Origin of the sequence: Halomonas sp. 113, assembly GCF_904067645.1 — a bacterium.
Classification (GTDB): domain Bacteria; phylum Pseudomonadota; class Gammaproteobacteria; order Pseudomonadales; family Halomonadaceae; genus Vreelandella; species Vreelandella titanicae.
On sequence record NZ_LR881453.1, the window covers coordinates 1,281,051 to 1,298,720 of the forward strand.

Genomic DNA, 17,670 nt, shown 5'->3' on the forward strand with positions numbered 1-17,670 from the left:
GATGGAATATCGTTATCTAGGGCGATCTGGTTTCAAGGTGCCTGCATTGGGTTTCGGGGCCGGCACCTTCGGTGGCAAGGGGCCGCTGTTCAGTGCCTGGGGCAATACCGATGTTGAGCAAGCGAAGCGGCTGATCGATATATGTCTGGACGCTGGGGTCAATCTGTTCGACTCCGCAGATGTTTATTCCGATGGTGCATCGGAAGCGATCCTTGGTGCGGCGATCAAAGGCCGTCGTGACCGGGTGATCGTGTCCACGAAACTGTCACTACGCAGCGGGGATGACGCCAATGACGTAGGCAGCTCTCGACACCACTTGATCCGCGCCACCGAGCGCGCACTAAAAAGGCTGGGAACCGATTATATCGATGTGCTGCAACTACATCACTTCGATGCCATGACCCCGGTGGAGGAGGTGATGTCCGCACTGGATGATCTGGTGCGGGCTGGCAAGGTGCGCTACCTGGGAGCGTCCAATTTCTCTGGTTGGCAGTTGATGAAGTCCCAGAGCGTTGCCGAGCGTTATGGCTATGCGCGCTTCGTGGCGAACCAGACGTATTACTCCCTGGTGGGCAGAGATTACGAGTGGGAGCTGATGCCGTTGGGGCAGGATCAAGGCCTGGGTGCTCTGGTGTGGAGCCCGCTGGGCTGGGGCCGCCTGACCGGTAAGATTCGTCGCGGCCAACCACTGCCCGCCGGGAGCCGTCTTCACGAGACCGAAGGATTCGCGCCACCTGTGCCGAATGAAAGACTGTACCGGGTACTGGACGTGCTATTCGAGATCGCTGACGAAGTCGGCAAGAGCGTGCCCCAGGTAGCGATTAACTGGTTGCTGCGCCGTCCGACGGTATCATCGGTTTTGATAGGTGCCCGGGACGAAAACCAGTTACGGCAGAATCTCGGTGCGGTTGGCTGGCGCCTTGATGAGTCTCAGGTTGCACGATTAGACGTGGCGAGCGCGGTAACTCCGCCTTACCCCTATTATCCCTATTGGAACGGCCAGTTCGCTGAGCGTAATCCACCACTGGTATGACTGAAATAAACTGAAAAAGCCGGGCCCACGACAGGCACGGTGACTGAAGGGTGACCACCTCGGGTGAACGTTGCACTATTTATTACAACCAGTTACAACCGGTGGACGGTTAACGCTAGGTTGGGGGCTAAGGGCAACCGTGGCAGCAACGTGGACTGGTAGGCATGGTAGAGATCGGGTTTGACGTCGCCTTCGACGGGGTCGATCTGCAACTCACCGCTGAGCTCCTGGTACCAGCCGCCCCGTTTACGATCGATAAAGAGGGTGTCGATCGCATCCCAGAGTTGCCGATACCAGTGCTCGTAGTGGGCCTCGTCGGTGCGCTGTAGGAACGCGCCCGCCGCGCCCGCCGCCTCGGCGTGGGTCCAGTGGCGTCGCCGCAGGGAGTGCGGGTTACCCTCCCAATCGACGGTATATACCAGCCCCGGGGCGCCGTCGGTATTCCAGCCGTCGCGCAGGCTGGCGTCAAATAGCGCCGCAGCGTCGGTGAACAGCCAAGCAGGAACCGTTCGGCCGCGGGATTGCAGCGATGCTTCCAGGTGCAGCATCAAACGCGACCACTCAAAGCCGTGCCCCGGCGTAGCGCCATAGGGGGAGAAGCCGTCGTCAGGGCGGTCGGCGTTGTGTTCCGGCCACTCCGACCAGTCGCCGTGAAAATGCTCGAGGATGCGGTATTCCCGGGGAGCCGCGTGGCGGTGAATCAGTCGTTCGACGATGGCCAGCGCCCGATCAAGCCACAGCGGTTCGTCGCGCACATCGGCTAGCGCCAAGCACAGCTCTACGCCGTGCATGTTGCTGTTACCGCCGCGTTAGTCGCTCAGTTCGCTCCAGTCCTGGCTGAAACTCTCGACGAAAGCTTGCTCATCCATCGACCAGAAGCGGGAGTCGATCACACCAATGGCCTCTTCGAGCAGAGCAGCCGCGCCGGGAATGTCGGCGTGGGTCGCAGTGGCGGCACCGAGGGCGACGAAGTGATGGATATAGCACTGCTTGGTGCGGTCGTCGCTGGTGGCGGAGTCGGCGCCGAACCAGCCGCCGTGTTGCTCGTCGTGCAGCTTACCTTCCAACGCGCGAATAGCATGCTCGGCCAGCGCGGCAGCGCCCGGCACGCCCTGTAGCGCTGCTAAGGCACAACTATGCGCCATGCGCGCGGTAAGCATGGTGTCGGCCACGGCGTCGTCGGGTATGCGCCCGTCACCATCGAGCGGTGCGAAGCCGCCGGAGTCCAGACGCGCCTGGCGGTGGAACTCAAACAGCGCGAGCCCTTCGCGGGTCAGCCAGAAGTGGTGGGTGGCGCTATCGAGCCAGCGCTGGGGCTTTTGATCGGTGTCATGGGGCTTTGTGCCGTGGTTCATTGCATCCATATCTTTATGTGATCAAGAGGGCGCTCGCCTCAGCCATTGACGATGGTGCCACCGTTGGGGTGGATCGTTTGGCCGCTGACGAAGGCGGCCTTGCTACCGGGCAGTGTCTGCGACTGGGCGTGGATCCTGAGCTTGCTAACAATATTCACCTCCGTGTGATGCGTGAAGGCACGGCAACAGGCTGCGCCTCCATCCAACGTAGACCTTGATCTATATCATCACAAGGTCGATGATCTCTTGAAGGCTATGCGCGTTGCGTCGCTCAGGTGTGCGGATCGAAAGTAACCGTTCGCTTTGAGACTGATTAATTCCAAAACCTAACAAGCCTGTTGAGCGATATTAGTCGCCCAAGTCCTAATTATTATTTACTGGATATGTTTCATGTCGAAGAAAGTAGTTATGTTTGAATACGAGAAAGAAACCAAAAACAGCGTTCGCTATAAAGAAGTGCCTGATGAAGGAACGGCGCCTATCGTGGGCACTCTGTATGTTCAGAAATGGTTTGCTGGCGATAGCAAATCGATTGAGGTAACGATAGACAAAAAAGACTAGCTGGCTGGCCATTTTTCAGTATAGTTAATGATCTTAACTATTTGAAAAATTAGTTATTTTTCTCCAGCCCTAAATAATGCTCTATGCCTGTTATCTGATCTTCCGCGTGGTGGTTGACGTAGAGCACGGTGGTTTCTGAGCCCTGGCAGATTTTCTCGATCAGGGCGAGGACGAGTTGGCGGTTTATGTCGTCCAGGCCAAGGCAAGGTTCATCTAGAATCAACAGGGGCGGATGTTTGACCATGGCGCGGGCAATGAGTAGCAGGCGCTGGTCGCCGTACGAGAGTTTGTTAAACGGCTGGTCGGCGCGGTCTTGCATGCCGAGTAGTTCGAGCCATTGGTCGGCAATTTTTTTCTGGCTGTCAGTGGGCTTGGTGTACATGCCGATGCTGTCGTAGAAACCGGAAATAATCACGTTTTTGCAGCTGGTGCTAACCCGGTATTCCCACTGCAGGTTAGTGGATACATAGCCGATAAACTGTTTAATCTGCCAGATGCTTTCGCCGTTACCGCGCTGGAAACCAAACACGAAAATATCGTTGGTATAGCACTGCGGATGATCGCCGGTGATCAACGATAAAACGCAGGTTTTGCCGCTACCGTTAGGGCCGCTCAGTTGCCAATGCTGGCCCCGTTCTATCGTCCAATCGAGCTTATCGACAATCACGGTGTCGCCGTATTGGATGGTCGCTTGCGTTAGTTTTACTAATGGCTGGCTCGGGTCGAGAGCGGGTAGCTTATTGGTGGGGTCGGCCTCCGGCACGCTTAGGTCGGTGGTTTTCAAATGCAGTAATTGGTAGAGCTCATTAAAGGCGGCGTCATCTTGACGGTCTACCGTGAGCTTCAAGCGGCCTTTGTCGCCACTCTGTTTATCCCCACGCTCTTTGTCTAGATAGGCCACATGGGTGATGAAGTCCGGCATTTCATCAAAGCGATTCAATACCATGACCATGGGAACGGTGTCGATGATAGAGGCTAGATGTGCTTGCAGCATGGCGAGGGTATCGACATCCAAGCCATCGAATGGTTCGTCTAAAATAAGTAAATCAGGCTTGTTGGCCAGCGCGCGAATCAGCATGACTTTGCGGGTTTCACCGGTGGAAAGTTTACGAAACGCGCGATCGAGCAGTTTCCCTAGGCCAAATTTCTCGACCAAGGATTGGGCAAGTTCAGTGTCTTGGCAGTGGTCGAAAATCATTTCACTGACGGGAGTACCGAGTGAAATGACGTCCATAATGTCGGCGTCGTCTTTTTTCAACTCTTGGGCGATGAGCTCTGCCTGGGCTTCAAAAGAGACGATTTCCACGTTGTTGGGAAGGCCTTGAATGCTTCCGCTCTGGATGTCACCAATGCCCGCGAGCGCAGCAGCAAGGGCGGATTTACCTGCGCCATTGGGGCCAGTGATAACCCAATGCTGTTCTGGCGTAATGGTCCAATCAATCTCGCTTAGTGTGAAACGATCATCAAAGCTAACCGTCGCTTTTGTTAGGCGGATATGGTTTTGGTGAATATCGTCTAGGCGGGTTAACGAATCCATTACTCTCTTCCTTACGCTGTTCGGGGAACCAAAAAAGCCGAGCATATCGTGATGATATCTCGGCTTTTTTTGACGGCTTAGGTTTTGATGACCTGAACGTCTATCGTTTAATCAGGCGATTAAACGATTTTTTTCATGTCAGCCATGTAGCCACGAAGAACCGAGCCAACGGCTTCTACGGGGTGTGAACGAAGGGCAGTGTTAACTTCGATCAGGCGTGCGTTATCAACGCCGTTGTCGTCTAGCGAAAGCCCTTTACCGATCACGTCGGATTTGATGCCTTTCATAAAGTCTGCCAACAGCGGCACACAGGCGTGGTTGTAGAGGTAGCAACCGTATTCCGCCGTATCAGAGATAGTCGCGTTCATTTCGTACAATTTCTTACGCGCGATGGTGTTCGCGATGAGCGGCGTTTCGTGTAGCGACTCGTAGTAAGCCGATTCAGCGATGATGCCCGCCGCTGTCATGGTTTCGAAAGCAAGCTCAACACCGGCTTTCACCATAGCGACCATCAAAATGCCGTTGTCGAAGAACTCTTGCTCAGAGATTTCTACATCGCCAGCGGGTGTTTTCTCGAAATTCGTCTCAGCCGTTTCTGCACGCCATTTTAGAAGGTTCGCATCATCGTTCGCCCAGTCTTCCATCATCGTTTTAGAGAAGTGGCCACTCATGATGTCGTCTTGGTGCTTGTTGTACAGCGGACGCATGATGTCTTTTAACTCTTCAGAAAGATCGAACGCTTTGATCTTCGCTGGGTTAGAAAGACGATCTAGCATATTTGTCACACCGCCGTACTTCAGCGCTTCGGTGACTGTTTCCCAGCCGTACTGGATCAGCTTAGAGGCGTAACCCGGGTCGATACCTTCTTCGACCATCTTGTCGAAGCAAAGCAGGGAGCCCGTTTGCAGCATGCCGCAAAGGATCGTTTGCTCGCCCATCAGATCGGATTTCACTTCCGCGATGAAAGAGGACATCAGCACGCCCGCTTTATGGCCGCCAGTACCTACAGCGTAAGCTTTGGCGAGCGCAAGGCCTTCGCCTTTGGGGTCATTGTCTTCGTGAACAGCGATCAAGGTGGGAACACCGAAACCACGCACGTATTCAGCGCGAACTTCAGAGCCAGGGCACTTCGGTGCCACCATGATGACGGTTAAGTCGTCGCGAATTTTCATGCCTTCTTCTACGATGTTGAAACCGTGAGAGTAAGACAGGCAGGCGCCTTCCTTCATCAGCGGCATCACTGTGTTCACTACTGAAGTGTGCTGCTTATCAGGGGTGAGGTTCAAAACAACGTCTGCGGTGGGGATCAACTCTTCGTAAGTTCCTACCACAAAACCGTTTTCAGTGGCGTTTTTCCAGGACTGGCGCTTTTGCTCAATGGCTTCAGGACGCAGTGCATAAGAAACATCTAGGCCGCTGTCACGTAGGTTCAAACCTTGGTTAAGGCCTTGTGCGCCACAGCCGATAACCACCATTTTTTTGCCTTTTAGCGCTTCGACGCCATCAGCAAACTCAGCGGTGTGCATGAAGCGGCATTGCGCTAGCTGAGCCAATTGCTCGCGTAGCGGTAACGTATTGAAATAGTTAGCCATCGTTAGCATCCTAATTTTATGATCAATGTGTCGGTGTAAGGTACACCGATATTAAAAAGGTGACACCGTCGCTAGGGGGAAACGCTAGCGCCATGTCGGTAAGAGCATGTGATGAGAGGTAATGTATAGAAGAGTGACTCTTTCTTAAATTGATATATTTGCAATAACACGTCCCATTTTTCGCAACTGTCGGTTAGTATTCGGACATCGCCACAAGCGCAGTCGCGGAGCGTCGGTCTTATTATGAATATTAAACTTTTAAAACAATTCCTTGCCCTGGCAGAAACGCTGCATTTTGGACGCGCCAGCGATGAGTGTCATATCAGCATTTCTGCGCTGTCGCGCAACATTCGTCATTTAGAAGACGAGCTGGGTGTACCGCTGTTTAATCGCGACAATCGAACCGTGGCATTGACTCAGGAAGGCCAGAAATTTCTTAAATACGCGCGCGATACCAGCAGCCAGTGGAACTTGATCCGCCATGAGTTAACTGACAACTCTGATCAATTAAGCGGTGAAATCAGCTTGTACGGTTCAGTCACCGCGAGCTACAGTTTTCTGTACGAGCTGCTGCGTCGCTTTCGTATCGCCTATCCTGCGATTGAAATAAAGCTGCGCACGGGGGATCCAGAACACGCGATTGCGCATGTTCTGGACGGTAAAGAAGACCTCAGCATCGCGGCACGCCCCGCAAACTTACCTCGCGGGTTAGCATTCAAGCCCATTGCCACATCGCCTTTGTTATTTATCGCACCACTTGAGCAGCAAGTGCCAAATATTCCCACGACCTCGCCAACCGCACCCGGAGAGTGGGCGAATATCCCGATGATTTTATCTGAAAGCGGTGTCTCAAGAACTCGTGTGGACGAATGGTTTCGCCAACGCGATATTGCCCCGCGCATTTATGCACAGGTCACGGGCAATGAGGCGATTGTAAGTATGGTGAGCTTGGGCTTCGGCATTGGCGTAGTGCCAAAAATTGTGCTCGATAACAGCCCATTGAAGGATCGTATTCGGGTGCTTGATGTGAAGCCTGAGCTGGAACCCTACGATATTGGCTTGTTTACGTTAAAGAAAAACTTAAAAAACCCGCTGGTCGATGCATTTTGGAGCTTGATGTAGGGTTACAAACCACGGCAATCCTTTGCCGCATCTCTTTTCCTTGCCTCTATTTTCCTTAACCACTGTTACTGTTCATCGATGAAGAGCTACATCACACCAGTTCACGCTTATCACGTCGTGCAATGCGAATGTCTTTGACGGTGGCGATGCCAATCACCGCGAAGATGACAAGTGAGATCAACGGCCAGATCAGTACATATAACGCCAAGATAAAGGTTTGCATGCGCTTTCCTATTGTCTGGCTGGTGCGCTTGGCGCACCAGCGGATGAAGTGATGAATCTAGCGTGGCGCTGGACTTAGCCTTGCGTCGCAGGTTTGGTCGGGTCGTAGTTGATCACTTTCTGATCGATCTGCGAGAAGTCGAACTTACTGGAACTCATCAGGCTGACCGCGATGCAGAAGATGGTGCTGACGCCGTAAGCCATTAAGGAAGCCAGCAGCACGGTGTAGTCCCGCAGGAATCCGACGCAGAAGTAGGCCAGCACAATGGCGCAGAGTGTGCCGAAAACCAAACCAATTCTGCGCCCACAGAAGCCGAAGGCCATCAGACCGAGCACCACACCACCGCCGACGGCGGCGAGTAGTTCAAACAGCCCCGCAGTGACGCCAATCATCGGTACTAGCTCGAATCGTGCGACACAGAACATCACCAAGCCCGCGATGACAGCGGAGGTGAAGGCCTTGTTGGTGACTCGATCCCAGAAGCAACTGGCGATGACCGGGAACACAATTGCACCCCACAGCGCACCAACGAAGACCAGCATGATCAGAATGTCCATCGAGAAGCTGGCAAGAACCACCCCGATCAGCGTCGCGACGATCATGGTTAACCGGCCAATAAACAGCATCTTGGTCGGGTCGGGCTTGTTTTTGGCAATGTTTTTACCGTAGACATCGGCCATCAAAATCGCCGACATGGCGGAAAGATCCGAGTCAGCAGTGGAGGAGAGCGAACCGATCACCAGAATAAAGAACAACCCGATAAACACCGGTGAGAGGTACATTGAAACCATCTGCGGAATCAGATTGTTCATGTCGCCATCGATCGGCTCCATGCCGGTCATCAATGCCATCAAGCCGATCATGCCAAGACCAATGACAATGGCACCATAACCAATGGTCGCGGTGATAAAGGTCGGTTTGATATGATCTTCACGCACGGCGAATAGGCGCTGGGAAATGGTCTGGTTGCCAATGGCGTATGCCAGCACCGCTACAAAGAAGGGCGCACCTTGATTGAGGATCGCGTCCATCGAGAACAGGTTGGCTTGTTCTGGCGTAAGAAGACTCATGCCGTCTGACAGCGTTTCCGGGCCGCCGAGAGCAAACATTACCGCTGGAATAATCAGGATGGCCACGGCCATCATCGCCATCAGTTGGGCAAAGTCCGTCAGCACTGAGGCGCGGAAGCCTGACCACAGCGTATAGGAGAGCACCCCGACCCCAGCAATAACCACACCGGCCTGGAAAGAGAGGGGCGAAAGCACCGAAACCAGCGCGCCGGAAGCGGTGAAGTTGACCATCAGGCTGATGATGCTGCCCAGGATGTTGGAGGAGGCAAGAATCAGCTGGCTGGAAGAACCATGGCGGGCATGGATAAGCTCACCCAGGGTGTGCGCATTGGGCGCCAGTTTGCGAAAACGTCGGCCAAAGGGGTAGATAAACAGAATCATCAGCGCGCCCCACAGCCCGTAATGTAAAGGGCCGGAAATGCCATAGGTATAACCCGAGGTGGCGGCGCCGTAGAACGAGGCTGCCCAGATCCAGGTGGCGGTCATGCTGGCAGCGCCAAGGCCAAAGCCGATCTGGTGATTAGACACCATAAAGGCGTCAGTATTTTCCTTTTTCTTCTTGATCAGCAAGGTCAGCAGGTAAGTGCCGCCGTAAAAAAACGCCAACAAGGCGAGCACAGTCACGGTCGAGAATTGATAGAAACTTTCTTCGTTCATTGAATACCCATAGGCTTTGCAGCCCTAGCATCCTAAATAGCAACCACAGTTCCCTTGAAGGAGTGGCCGCGACAGGACGTAAGCAAAAAACAGAACATCTTTCTAGGTATGTCTGTAGCGAGATGATATCGCGGTTGGCGATCAGGTCGTGCAAGTGTCAGGCGCTGGAAACGCCTTAAATAGGGAGGCAGATGGACTTCCACAGTGAATCGCAACAAAGCGCTGGGGGAGTCGATCCGGAGGGCTACCCTACTCCCTTAAGCTCGAACAGTACAGGTTGAAGCCCGGCTCGTCGGGAATCAGCAGGCGGGTCAGCTACGCCGTGCCCTGAAAAGGCCACAGGTATGCTCAGCATTTTAGTACCTGCGCAATGTAGCAAGTTTCGGGTCGGCGCCAGGTAAAAGGCTTCTTATGATCTTCGCTGTTGGTGGGGGAATTTCCCCTTTTTCTGAACAGTGATGGAGGTCATAAAGATGGGTGCACTCGAAAATAAAGTTGCCATTGTTACTGGTGCCAGCGCAGGTATTGGTAGAGCGACTGCCCGGCTTTTCGCTAGGGAGGGAGCTACTGTCGTGGTAGCGGCCAGAAGAGAGTCAGAGCTGGAGGTGCTGGTCAGCGCAATAAAAGAGGAGGGTGGCCAAGCGTTAGCGGTTGCTGGCGACGTAGGTGATGAGGATTTCGCCAGAAAGCTCGTTGACGAGACGCTCGCGAGGTTTGGTCAATTGGACGCGGCATTTAACAACGCAGGCATTTTAGGTGCGATGGGGCCGGTGCCCGAGATGTCGTTGGCCGATTGGAATCAGGTGATCACGACCAATTTAACGAGCGCTTTTCTGGCAGCTAAGTATCAACTGCCGGCCATGCTAACGAGTGGCGGTGGTTCGTTAATTTTCACTTCAACATTTGTTGGCTATAGCGCTGGAATGCCAGGCATGGCTGCTTATGCGGCCAGTAAAGCGGGATTAATCGGGCTGACGCAAGTACTCGCTTGTGAATATGGCTCTGATAACATTCGAGTGAATGCGCTACTACCGGGAGGCACGGATACTGCTGCAGCCAGGGAGTTTGCCAACACTCCCGAAGCATTAGCGTTCGTAGCCAACCTACATGCAATGAAGCGGACGGCAAAGCCTGAAGAGATTGCTCAATCCGCACTCTACCTGGCTTCAGATGCGTCCAGCTTTACGACCGGAACGGCACTATTGGCAGATGGTGGAGTATCAATAAATCGCGTCTGAATATAGGGCCTCACTCTGACTATAATCAGGATTAGGGGCCTTGAGCTATGCAGCAGCATGCCACAGGCAGCCCGTTCTGAAGGAGGGGCTGTCCCTTTTGATTGGAGTACTGTTAATTGCCACACTAAAAATAGGATACAAAGAGCTATGACATCTCAGTTTAAAGCAACGCTTCTTCGGCCCGCCAAGCAGGATAGCGATAATTCATGGGCTTTTGTCGTGCTGCCCAAAAGCGTGAGTGAGAAGCTCCCACGGCGAGGCAGGACAACGGTAGAGGGCACTCTCAATACTTATGCCTTCCAGGCTACTCTTGAACCGGACGGCCAATTGAGCCATTGGTTGCGGGTAAGTAAAGAGCTGCTTGAATCGGCAGGCGTTAACAGTGGCGACGATGTCACCTTTGAGATTACGCCCGTAGAGCAGGAGCCTGAACCCGAGGTGCCCGCTGATTTGCAGGATGCCCTTGCAGAGTCTCCAGAAGCTCAAGCCGTTTGGAGCGATACCACGACGATTGCTCGCCTGGACTGGATTCATTGGATTACGTCCGCCAAGCAGTCCAAGACTCGAGCGAAGCGGATTCTCGATGCTTGCGACATGCTTGCTTCTGGAAAGCGCCGCGTTTGCTGCTTCGATCCATCTGGCTATTACAGTAAAGCGTTTAGCCCACCTAAAACGGCAGGTTAGCGTTGCAGTTTCTGTATTACTGTTCAAGATTAATAGCTTTTAAGCAGGGCAGCGCATATTGCACTGCCCTACTACTGCTTAAGGATTTATGCTTTGCTAGCCAAATCAGTCGCTAGTAATCCTGCATTTTTAAGCGCATTAGCAACTGATTCCTGATGCCTTTCGTCCCCAAATTCTTGGTACTCTGACGTTATTTCATAAAATGACTCGACACCCAAGTATCTGCCCAATGTTTTAATGTGTGGCCCGAGGTGATTCATATGCTCACGTTCACCTCCTGGCCCAAACCCAAATTCTCCGCATGAGGTCACTAAAATAAGTGTTTTTCCAGACAAAAGTGGCTCTATAGGATGGTCGCCGCGAGTCAAGTCAAAGCTAAATGTTTTATTTATACGCATTACCTGATCGAACCATGCTTTAAGAGGGGCGGGCATGCCGTAGTTATACATAGGTGAAGATATTAAAATGACATCCGCTTGAGATAACTCGTTAAATAGCTGATCTGATAAAGCCAGTTTTTCGCGTTGCTCAGAACTTTTTCGGTCATCCGGAGTAAACACAGCGCCTATCCAGTCTTGGTCAATGAAAGCTGGTGGATTTAAGCCAATATCACGATAAATGTAATTATCTGTACTTTTAGCAGACTTCCATTTATCAACAAACTGCATAGCAATGCGCTTTGATATTGAGTTGTGGTCGGGGTTTGGGTTGGACGTCTTGCGTACGCTGGCGTCTATATGAAGTAATGTGTGCATAGTGGGCTCGACGGATAGTGATGTGGAGTGGCTATGCTGCCTTTTTGCCAATACTGCGACAAATGAATAAACTGGCTCGATAGATGAGTAAAACTTACCTATTGAGAAACGAGATTGAGTCCAAAATGGGGGGCTGGCGGTGAAGGCTTCATTGCAAGCGATTAAGGTGTTTGAAGCAGCAGCTCGACTGGGGAGCTTTAAAGATGCCGCTGAGGAGCTGTCGATAACGCCAGCAGGTGTGTCGCACCACATCAGCAACCTTGAGAGTAGGTTGGGAGTGCGGCTGTTTAACCGAAAAAACCGGAAAGTGATATTAACTTCAGAGGGGCACCAGCTCGCTGAGGCAACAACAGCAGGTCTGCAGAAAATTCAGACTGCGCTAGATAATATAAAGTCAGGGGCATCACGACTGAATGTTGATACCACTTCATCCTTTGCTGCCCTGGTGTTAATTCCGTTATTACATGATTTCAATAAAATCTATCAAAATATTGATGTTGAAATATCAACAGGTGAAGTGGTGGCATCTAAAATTAATGCCCTCTCTATCCGTTTGGGAGACGTAACCCGTGTTGATGAGTCAAGCTTATTGAAAAAAGAACGTTTTAACGTATATGGAGACTCTTCTTTTATCAACTCTATCACAGCGGATAAGCCTCCTATTGTCTACCTGACTAAATGGAAGAATAGTAAATTACCGGACTCACCTTGGGAAAGCTGGTTAATGGAAAATGGGGAGTCTCTTCCAAACTTTGAAATAAGATATTTTGATCAGGAGCTCTATGGCGTGTATGAAGCTATTGCTGGGAAAGGGCTGGTGTTTTGTTCAGAGACTCTGGTTTCTGACTTTGTGAAAGCTAACACATTGCAGCCAATGTCGTATCAAGGCGTTGATTCAATGCTGTGTTACTACATCCCGACCCAAAGTTGGCAGCATAGCGCCAAAATGCAGGCCTTTGTCGATTGGCTTAAGTCTAAAATTAATTAAATTTCACATTGTGTTTGCTAAATCTACCCTTATAAGAGTGAGTAAGGCATGGCAATTCAACACATACAAGCGAGCCTACATGCAGGCCCTTGAAAGCCTTTTGTTAAATAAAGGTGCGCTTACCAGCATTGAGCGAGCAACTGGTCTGTTGATTGCAACGTTTGAACGGAAAGGCCGTGTTCACTCTTGTGGTGGCGGGGGCAATGTGCAGTGCTCTTTGCCGAAGAGCTTGCTGAGACAACGCTGGGAAATCGCTGGGAAATCGATGGTGTTGTCTCAGATTCCGCGCTATATGGAAAGACCCCCTACAACACACTGTTGGGCTCAGCTTGGTAGGCTTTATGAAGCAGACTGATGAACGGGGTTATTTCTGCAAAAGCAGTGGTAGCAATGGCAGTGACTGCGATCCCAGGTGTCCATGAATTCATCACCGCGGCACCGGACAGTTCCTGAAGACGCTCAATGGTGATCTCCTCATGGCGCTGGGCAATACCGAGGCGGTTTAGTTGGCGTTGAACAATACCCATCATGGTGCCCTGCAATATCGTTGCCTGTGGCCAGATAACCGTCTCACCGTCCCAGAAGGCAAGGTTCCAGATGGTTGCCTCGCTCAATCGCCCATGGCGGTCGACAAAGGCTGCATCGTCGAAGCCCTGGCGCAGAGCTTGATGTAGATAGTAGGTTTTGCCCGCCTCACCAACGTGCTTGATAGAAGCCAGAGGTCGCTCGTGATCTACCCTACTCAGCCTCAACGGCCCTTTAGGGACATTAGCCGGTGCGCTGCTACGGACGAGCACGTCTGGCTCTGCATCCATGCTGGCCGCGGTGAATTCACCGTGGCTGGAGAAGAGAGTAACCGTTAATGACTGGTCTTTCGGGCCTTCATCAATAGCTGTTCTGATGTAGGAGATTAGCTGCTCTTCGGGAAGCATCTTTCCAAAAAATTCTTTTGACGCTTTCTGCAGACGGGCAAGATGAAGATCTAGCCCTTTGATCTCTCGATCTCGTACCTGCATGGCCGTGAAATGGGCAAACCCTGCAAAGGCCAGGGGTATCAGCTCTGAAAGAGTGGCTGGCTGCCCATTAATATGGGCCTGAAAATTGCTGGCGTTAGTGGACATAGCAGTGACTCCTGATTGAACTTGCAGTGAAGAATCACTACCCTAAACCCTAACAGCGCTGTAAGAGTCAATAGAGTGAAATGAAAATAGGCGAGCTGGCAAAACGCACCGGAGTAAGCATTCGCATGCTGCGCTACTATGAAGCGGAAGGTTTGCTTAATCCAACGCGCGCCACCAATGGGTACCGTCATTACGGGCAGGGTGAGATTCGCACTGTCGAGCGGATCAAACTGCTCGGTTCAGCAGGCATGACTCTGGCAACCATCAAGCAATTCCTACCGTGTGTGAGAGGGGAGGGCCCAGTCTTCGAGCCCTGTGACGAACTACGCAATGTCTTGCACGAACAAATTGAGTTTGCCGACCAGAAAGCAGCCAAACTGGCCCAAAGCCGTGCCATTCTGGAGAGTTTCCTGTGCGATATTGAACGGTGATGAACCGTGGGTAACGGGAACAGCAAGAGGCATGTGACGCTTGAGTCACCGCGTTTCCGCTGGGTGGTCTAGTCAACTGAGGAGCTGGGAAGTTTCACTGCTCCCGGCTCTCTTGCTATCAGGCCGGGCTTTGTGAGCGTGGCCCAAATGACAACACAAGCAATGTTCCCAGGCTGGTAGTGATCAGGGCTAATAGGGGGCCACCTAAAGCGCCGAGGTAATCCACTAATATACCACCGCCTATGGCGCCACTGGCGATAGCAACCTGAAAGGCGGCAACTATCAAGCCCCCTGCAGCTTCAACTTGATCCGGCGCGGCACGAACTATCCAGGTTTGAAATCCGATGGGAAAAGCGCCGAAAGCAAATCCCCAAAGTGCGATAGATACAGCAGTAACGCTGGCCGAACTACCCGCGAACAGTAGCGTAATGGTGATCGCAATAATGAGTGCCCCACCAAAGATAATGGCGTTGCGCTCGCTACGTTCTGCGATAAATGCACCGGCGAAATTGCCAAAAAAACCACCAATACCAAAGCCGAGCAGTACCGCAGAGATTGCACTGACGGATAGCTGCGCCACCTCTTCAAGGAGCGGTCGTATATAAGTAAACCCGGCAAAATGGCCTGAAATCATCAGCACTACGGCTAGTAGCACAACGCGAACCTGCGTGCGTGTGAGCAGTTGGACGAGAATGCGCAGGCTTGGGTTATCTTTTGGCGGCATGGCAGGAATGACGAAAAGCTGAGTCACGAGCGTCACTAGACTAAGGCAACTAGCGGCAATAAACGCACTGCGCCACCCCCAGAGACCACCAATATAGGCGCCCAGAGGGGCTGCACAAACAGTTGCGACAGATACGCCCGTCAGAACAATAGACATGGCGCGTGCAAACAGATTGTCGGGCACCATACGCATTGCCAGGGCAGCGGCCATCGACCAGAACCCTCCCAAGGCAATTCCCAGCAACACTCGAGCAATAATTAATACAAAAAAGCTATTCGCCGTTGCCGCCAGGACGTTGGAAACGACGAGCAGCAGTGATAAACCAAGCAGCACAAATCTACGATCAAAATTGCGGGTCAGGAGTGGGATTGTTAGTGCGGCTAGCGCAGCGACCGCAGCGGTAGCTGTAACCGCCTGACCCGCGGCGCCAACGGAGATATTGAGATCCGCTGCCATGGCCGTCAGCAGGCTGGCCGGTAAAAATTCGGCAGTCACCAAACCAAAAACCCCCAGCGCGAGGCTGACAATGCCCATCCAATTGGCTGAGGTAGGTTCAGCGGTGGGTGTTGCTGTTAGTAATGACGGGCTGGCGGAGCAAGTAGTGTTGTTCATTGCAGGCCTACTAAAGTGTTAGTTGAAGCTGCAGTGTAAAATTAAGGTTTTGGCTTTTCTATGATATAAAAACCGTAAGGCATGACTATTTGTCCAAACTGAGTTCATTAATATGCGCGACACCTTAACTGAAATTCTGTTCGGCCTGCGCCTTGAGGGTGTGGAGTATGGGCGCTGCCTGCTGCGCCCCCCTTGGGCCGTCGCAACCCCTGCCCAGCCAGCAGCACATTTTCATTTTGTGGCGCAAGGCGGGTGCTGGTTGCGTACCGAGACAACCGAGTGGACATACCTGAACGCTGGCGATGCGGTGCTCTTTCCCCGTGGAGCGTCCCACGTAATGGCCAGCTCGCAGGACGTGCCTGCAGTGGATAAGGCTACGTTGGCTCGTAGGCCGGTCTCCGAGAATATTTATCTGGTGAACAGTGAGTCAAAAGAGAGTGATATTGAGCCGGATGTGCTTTTTTGTGGCGCCATGCACTTCAATCTCGACCCGCTACACCCTCTGATTGCGATAATGCCTGACATGATGCGCGCTAGCGATTTGGCTAAACGTGATCCCTCGGTACCTGCCTTATTGGAGGCAATGGAGCGAGAAATTAGCCTGGATCGAATCGGTGCCTGCGGCATACTTGCCCGTTTGGCCGATGTGCTGGCCGCCACTATTATTCGTGCTTGGATTGAGTGTGCCTGCAGCGACTCTAGCGGCTGGATTGCAGCCGTGCGCTGCCCACAACTCGGCAAGGTGCTGGTAGCCATCCATACGCAGCCGGAGCGCGATTGGTCAGTCGCCGAGTTAGCGGATGTCATGGGAGCTTCGCGCTCAAGCTTTAACGATAAGTTCAGCCGGATGTTAGGGGTGACTCCCGCCAAGTATGTGGCGCGGGTAAAGATGTTTCAGGCTCGACAGTGGATAGCGCGGGACAATATGCGCATCGCCGTGGCCGCGAACCGACTTGGCTATGACTCCGAAGCCTCATTCAGTCGCGCGTTCAAACGCATTATTGGCCACCCGCCGAGTGAGGCACGTGAAGCAGAGACCGTGTGACGGTTGAGTCTTCTCTTCAATATTCCGTGAAAGAAGATGGCATAGGAACGATTTAGCTGTCGAAGTAAACAACCATCTTGAGATGACGGTGCTCATCAACGATTAGCGTCTCATGGGTATAAGTATGATGCCCGCCCTCTGTATCGAGGAGGCTGCTGATTCCTCGATGGTAGCCTTCCATACTTGAAGCTTCCCACCAGCGCCGAAAGTCTGGAGATAACTGACAAAGCTCGTCGATCAGCGTTTGCATGATCGGGTCTTCAGGGGCGACAGCTAAGTCACAACGAAACTGCGCCAGCATATGCGAGGCATCCAGTTGCCAGTCAGGAAGTCGTCGGCGTAGATCGGGGGCGGTAAATACCATCCTTAGCAGGTTGCGTTCAGACGCCTCTCGGCTGCTGAACTGAAGTAGCTTATCGGCCTGCGCATTCCAGCCAATAACATCCCAGCGCAGATTCATGACGTAGCTAGGGCGAGAGAGATCATCCATCAGCGATCGTATCCGGGGAGATATGCTCTGCTCTTGATACGCTTCTGCTGGCGGCGCTCGGCGGTGTGCCAACAGAAAAAGATGACAGCACTCGGCGTCATCCAGTTTCAGGGCACGGGAGATATTGAGCAGGAAGCGTTCGGAGACCTTAATGTCACGGCCCTGCTCAAACCACGTGTACCAAGTCAGTCCTACCCCAGCAAGCGCCGCAACCTCTTCTCGCCTTAGGCCCGGTGTACGCCTTCGCCCGCTGGTGGGAAGTCCAACGTCCGCGGGCGTCAATTTGCGACGATGCCGCAGCATGAATTCGGTGAGATCACTCTGTGTTCGTTCAAGCCTATGATTCGACATGCTATTACCTTTGGTAATAGGATAATTGGCTATATTGTAACCCCATATTGAGTGTCTGAGAATGCCTGCTTCCATGATGAA

17 protein-coding genes and 1 pseudogene are annotated in these 17,670 nt (G+C 52.6%); 9 read left to right on the forward strand and 9 right to left on the reverse strand.

The genetic code is table 11. The annotated features are described in order from the left end of the window. The first annotated feature begins 1 nt into the window (after position 1). On the forward strand, positions 2 to 1,033 hold the full coding sequence (locus YERSI8AC_RS06080) for an aldo/keto reductase (RefSeq protein WP_159176327.1): 1,032 nt from the start codon (positions 2 to 4) through the stop codon (positions 1,031 to 1,033). Positions 1,034 to 1,125: 92 nt separating this feature from the next. Here YERSI8AC_RS06080 and YERSI8AC_RS06085 read toward each other — a convergent pair. Beyond that, positions 1,126 to 2,397: pseudogene (locus tag YERSI8AC_RS06085) on the reverse strand (AGE family epimerase/isomerase). On the opposite strand from YERSI8AC_RS06085, the gene YERSI8AC_RS06090 reads away from it, so the two are divergent. Together YERSI8AC_RS06090 and YERSI8AC_RS06095 are read left to right on the forward strand one after the other, a co-directional pair. Continuing rightward, entirely contained in the window at positions 2,388 to 2,606 is a 219-nt protein-coding gene (locus YERSI8AC_RS06090; RefSeq protein ID WP_159176328.1) for a hypothetical protein, read from the forward strand. The pseudogene YERSI8AC_RS06085 and the gene YERSI8AC_RS06090 overlap by 10 nt on opposite strands. Before the next feature lie 172 nt (positions 2,607 to 2,778). Next, positions 2,779 to 2,949, forward strand: coding sequence for a hypothetical protein (locus YERSI8AC_RS06095; RefSeq protein ID WP_162836261.1), 171 nt, complete (start codon positions 2,779 to 2,781; stop codon positions 2,947 to 2,949). A gap of 49 nt (positions 2,950 to 2,998) precedes the next feature. Here the strand turns inward: YERSI8AC_RS06095 and modF are convergent, their stop codons facing one another. Both modF and ilvC read right to left on the reverse strand, forming a co-directional pair. Next, the gene (modF, locus tag YERSI8AC_RS06100) at positions 2,999 to 4,486 is read right to left on the reverse strand and encodes a molybdate ABC transporter ATP-binding protein ModF (RefSeq protein ID WP_022520571.1); all 1,488 of its coding nucleotides are present in this window, start codon (positions 4,484 to 4,486) and stop codon (positions 2,999 to 3,001) included. A 119-nt stretch (positions 4,487 to 4,605) separates the two neighbouring features. Beyond that, positions 4,606 to 6,078, reverse strand: coding sequence for a ketol-acid reductoisomerase (gene ilvC / locus YERSI8AC_RS06105; protein ID WP_022520570.1), 1,473 nt, complete (start codon positions 6,076 to 6,078; stop codon positions 4,606 to 4,608). Between the two features lie 243 nt (positions 6,079 to 6,321). Here ilvC and ilvY point away from each other — a divergent pair, with 243 nt between their 5' ends. Further along, entirely contained in the window at positions 6,322 to 7,200 is an 879-nt protein-coding gene (gene ilvY, locus YERSI8AC_RS06110) for an HTH-type transcriptional activator IlvY (RefSeq protein ID WP_009287237.1), read from the forward strand. Positions 7,201 to 7,291: 91 nt separating this feature from the next. On the opposite strand, the gene YERSI8AC_RS06115 is transcribed toward ilvY, so the two are convergent. Together YERSI8AC_RS06115 and YERSI8AC_RS06120 are read right to left on the reverse strand one after the other, a co-directional pair. Then, a complete protein-coding gene (locus tag YERSI8AC_RS06115) occupies positions 7,292 to 7,423 on the reverse strand; it encodes a putative transporter small subunit (RefSeq protein WP_022520569.1) in 132 nt (43 codons plus the stop codon). A gap of 74 nt (positions 7,424 to 7,497) precedes the next feature. Further along, positions 7,498 to 9,150 carry a sodium:solute symporter family protein gene (locus YERSI8AC_RS06120; RefSeq protein ID WP_022520568.1) on the reverse strand — a complete coding sequence of 551 codons (1,653 nt, stop codon included), beginning with the start codon at positions 9,148 to 9,150 and terminating at the stop codon, positions 7,498 to 7,500. Positions 9,151 to 9,623: 473 nt separating this feature from the next. Between YERSI8AC_RS06120 and YERSI8AC_RS06125 the strand changes: the two genes are divergently transcribed. Continuing rightward, complete coding sequence (locus tag YERSI8AC_RS06125) at positions 9,624 to 10,388, forward strand: SDR family oxidoreductase (RefSeq protein ID WP_022520567.1); 765 nt, start codon at positions 9,624 to 9,626, stop codon at positions 10,386 to 10,388. 147 nt (positions 10,389 to 10,535) lie between these two features. Continuing rightward, positions 10,536 to 11,072, forward strand: coding sequence for a YdeI/OmpD-associated family protein (locus tag YERSI8AC_RS06130; RefSeq protein ID WP_027959822.1), 537 nt, complete (start codon positions 10,536 to 10,538; stop codon positions 11,070 to 11,072). A gap of 86 nt (positions 11,073 to 11,158) precedes the next feature. On the opposite strand, the gene YERSI8AC_RS06135 is transcribed toward YERSI8AC_RS06130, so the two are convergent. Next, positions 11,159 to 11,827, reverse strand: coding sequence for an FMN-dependent NADH-azoreductase (locus tag YERSI8AC_RS06135; RefSeq protein ID WP_159176329.1), 669 nt, complete (start codon positions 11,825 to 11,827; stop codon positions 11,159 to 11,161). Positions 11,828 to 11,966: 139 nt separating this feature from the next. Between YERSI8AC_RS06135 and YERSI8AC_RS06140 the strand changes: the two genes are divergently transcribed. Further along, positions 11,967 to 12,815, forward strand: a complete 849-nt coding sequence (locus YERSI8AC_RS06140; protein ID WP_159176330.1) for a LysR family transcriptional regulator — start codon at positions 11,967 to 11,969, stop codon at positions 12,813 to 12,815. A 305-nt stretch (positions 12,816 to 13,120) separates the two neighbouring features. On the opposite strand, the gene YERSI8AC_RS06145 is transcribed toward YERSI8AC_RS06140, so the two are convergent. Next, entirely contained in the window at positions 13,121 to 13,936 is an 816-nt protein-coding gene (locus YERSI8AC_RS06145; protein WP_141439695.1) for an aminotransferase class IV family protein, read from the reverse strand. A gap of 80 nt (positions 13,937 to 14,016) precedes the next feature. Here YERSI8AC_RS06145 and YERSI8AC_RS06150 point away from each other — a divergent pair, with 80 nt between their 5' ends. Continuing rightward, positions 14,017 to 14,367, forward strand: a complete 351-nt coding sequence (locus YERSI8AC_RS06150; RefSeq protein ID WP_159176331.1) for a MerR family transcriptional regulator — start codon at positions 14,017 to 14,019, stop codon at positions 14,365 to 14,367. A gap of 118 nt (positions 14,368 to 14,485) precedes the next feature. Here the strand turns inward: YERSI8AC_RS06150 and YERSI8AC_RS06155 are convergent, their stop codons facing one another. After that, positions 14,486 to 15,703, reverse strand: coding sequence for an MFS transporter (locus YERSI8AC_RS06155; protein WP_159176332.1), 1,218 nt, complete (start codon positions 15,701 to 15,703; stop codon positions 14,486 to 14,488). A gap of 112 nt (positions 15,704 to 15,815) precedes the next feature. On the opposite strand from YERSI8AC_RS06155, the gene YERSI8AC_RS06160 reads away from it, so the two are divergent. Further along, a complete protein-coding gene (locus YERSI8AC_RS06160; RefSeq protein WP_159176333.1) occupies positions 15,816 to 16,748 on the forward strand; it encodes an AraC family transcriptional regulator in 933 nt (310 codons plus the stop codon). A gap of 52 nt (positions 16,749 to 16,800) precedes the next feature. Here the strand turns inward: YERSI8AC_RS06160 and YERSI8AC_RS06165 are convergent, their stop codons facing one another. After that, complete coding sequence (locus YERSI8AC_RS06165; protein ID WP_022520558.1) at positions 16,801 to 17,589, reverse strand: helix-turn-helix transcriptional regulator; 789 nt, start codon at positions 17,587 to 17,589, stop codon at positions 16,801 to 16,803. Positions 17,590 to 17,670 lie beyond the last annotated feature (81 nt).

Bases quoted from the DNA above. Each gene is read 5' to 3' on its own strand.
- YERSI8AC_RS06135 (WP_159176329.1), bottom strand. From the start codon at position 11,827: ATGCACACATTACTTCATATAGACGCCAGCGTACGCAAGACGTCCAAC.
- modF (WP_022520571.1), bottom strand. From the start codon at position 4,486: ATGGATTCGTTAACCCGCCTAGACGATATTCACCAAAACCATATCCGC.
- ilvY (WP_009287237.1), top strand. From the start codon at position 6,322: ATGAATATTAAACTTTTAAAACAATTCCTTGCCCTGGCAGAAACGCTG.
- YERSI8AC_RS06115 (WP_022520569.1), bottom strand. From the start codon at position 7,423: ATGCAAACCTTTATCTTGGCGTTATATGTACTGATCTGGCCGTTGATC.
- YERSI8AC_RS06095 (WP_162836261.1), top strand. From the start codon at position 2,779: ATGTCGAAGAAAGTAGTTATGTTTGAATACGAGAAAGAAACCAAAAAC.
- YERSI8AC_RS06130 (WP_027959822.1), top strand. From the start codon at position 10,536: ATGACATCTCAGTTTAAAGCAACGCTTCTTCGGCCCGCCAAGCAGGAT.
- ilvC (WP_022520570.1), bottom strand. From the start codon at position 6,078: ATGGCTAACTATTTCAATACGTTACCGCTACGCGAGCAATTGGCTCAG.
- YERSI8AC_RS06155 (WP_159176332.1), bottom strand. From the start codon at position 15,703: ATGAACAACACTACTTGCTCCGCCAGCCCGTCATTACTAACAGCAACA.
- YERSI8AC_RS06080 (WP_159176327.1), top strand. From the start codon at position 2: ATGGAATATCGTTATCTAGGGCGATCTGGTTTCAAGGTGCCTGCATTG.
- YERSI8AC_RS06120 (WP_022520568.1), bottom strand. From the start codon at position 9,150: ATGAACGAAGAAAGTTTCTATCAATTCTCGACCGTGACTGTGCTCGCC.
- YERSI8AC_RS06145 (WP_141439695.1), bottom strand. From the start codon at position 13,936: ATGTCCACTAACGCCAGCAATTTTCAGGCCCATATTAATGGGCAGCCA.
- YERSI8AC_RS06165 (WP_022520558.1), bottom strand. From the start codon at position 17,589: ATGTCGAATCATAGGCTTGAACGAACACAGAGTGATCTCACCGAATTC.
- YERSI8AC_RS06150 (WP_159176331.1), top strand. From the start codon at position 14,017: ATGAAAATAGGCGAGCTGGCAAAACGCACCGGAGTAAGCATTCGCATG.
- YERSI8AC_RS06125 (WP_022520567.1), top strand. From the start codon at position 9,624: ATGGGTGCACTCGAAAATAAAGTTGCCATTGTTACTGGTGCCAGCGCA.
- YERSI8AC_RS06160 (WP_159176333.1), top strand. From the start codon at position 15,816: ATGCGCGACACCTTAACTGAAATTCTGTTCGGCCTGCGCCTTGAGGGT.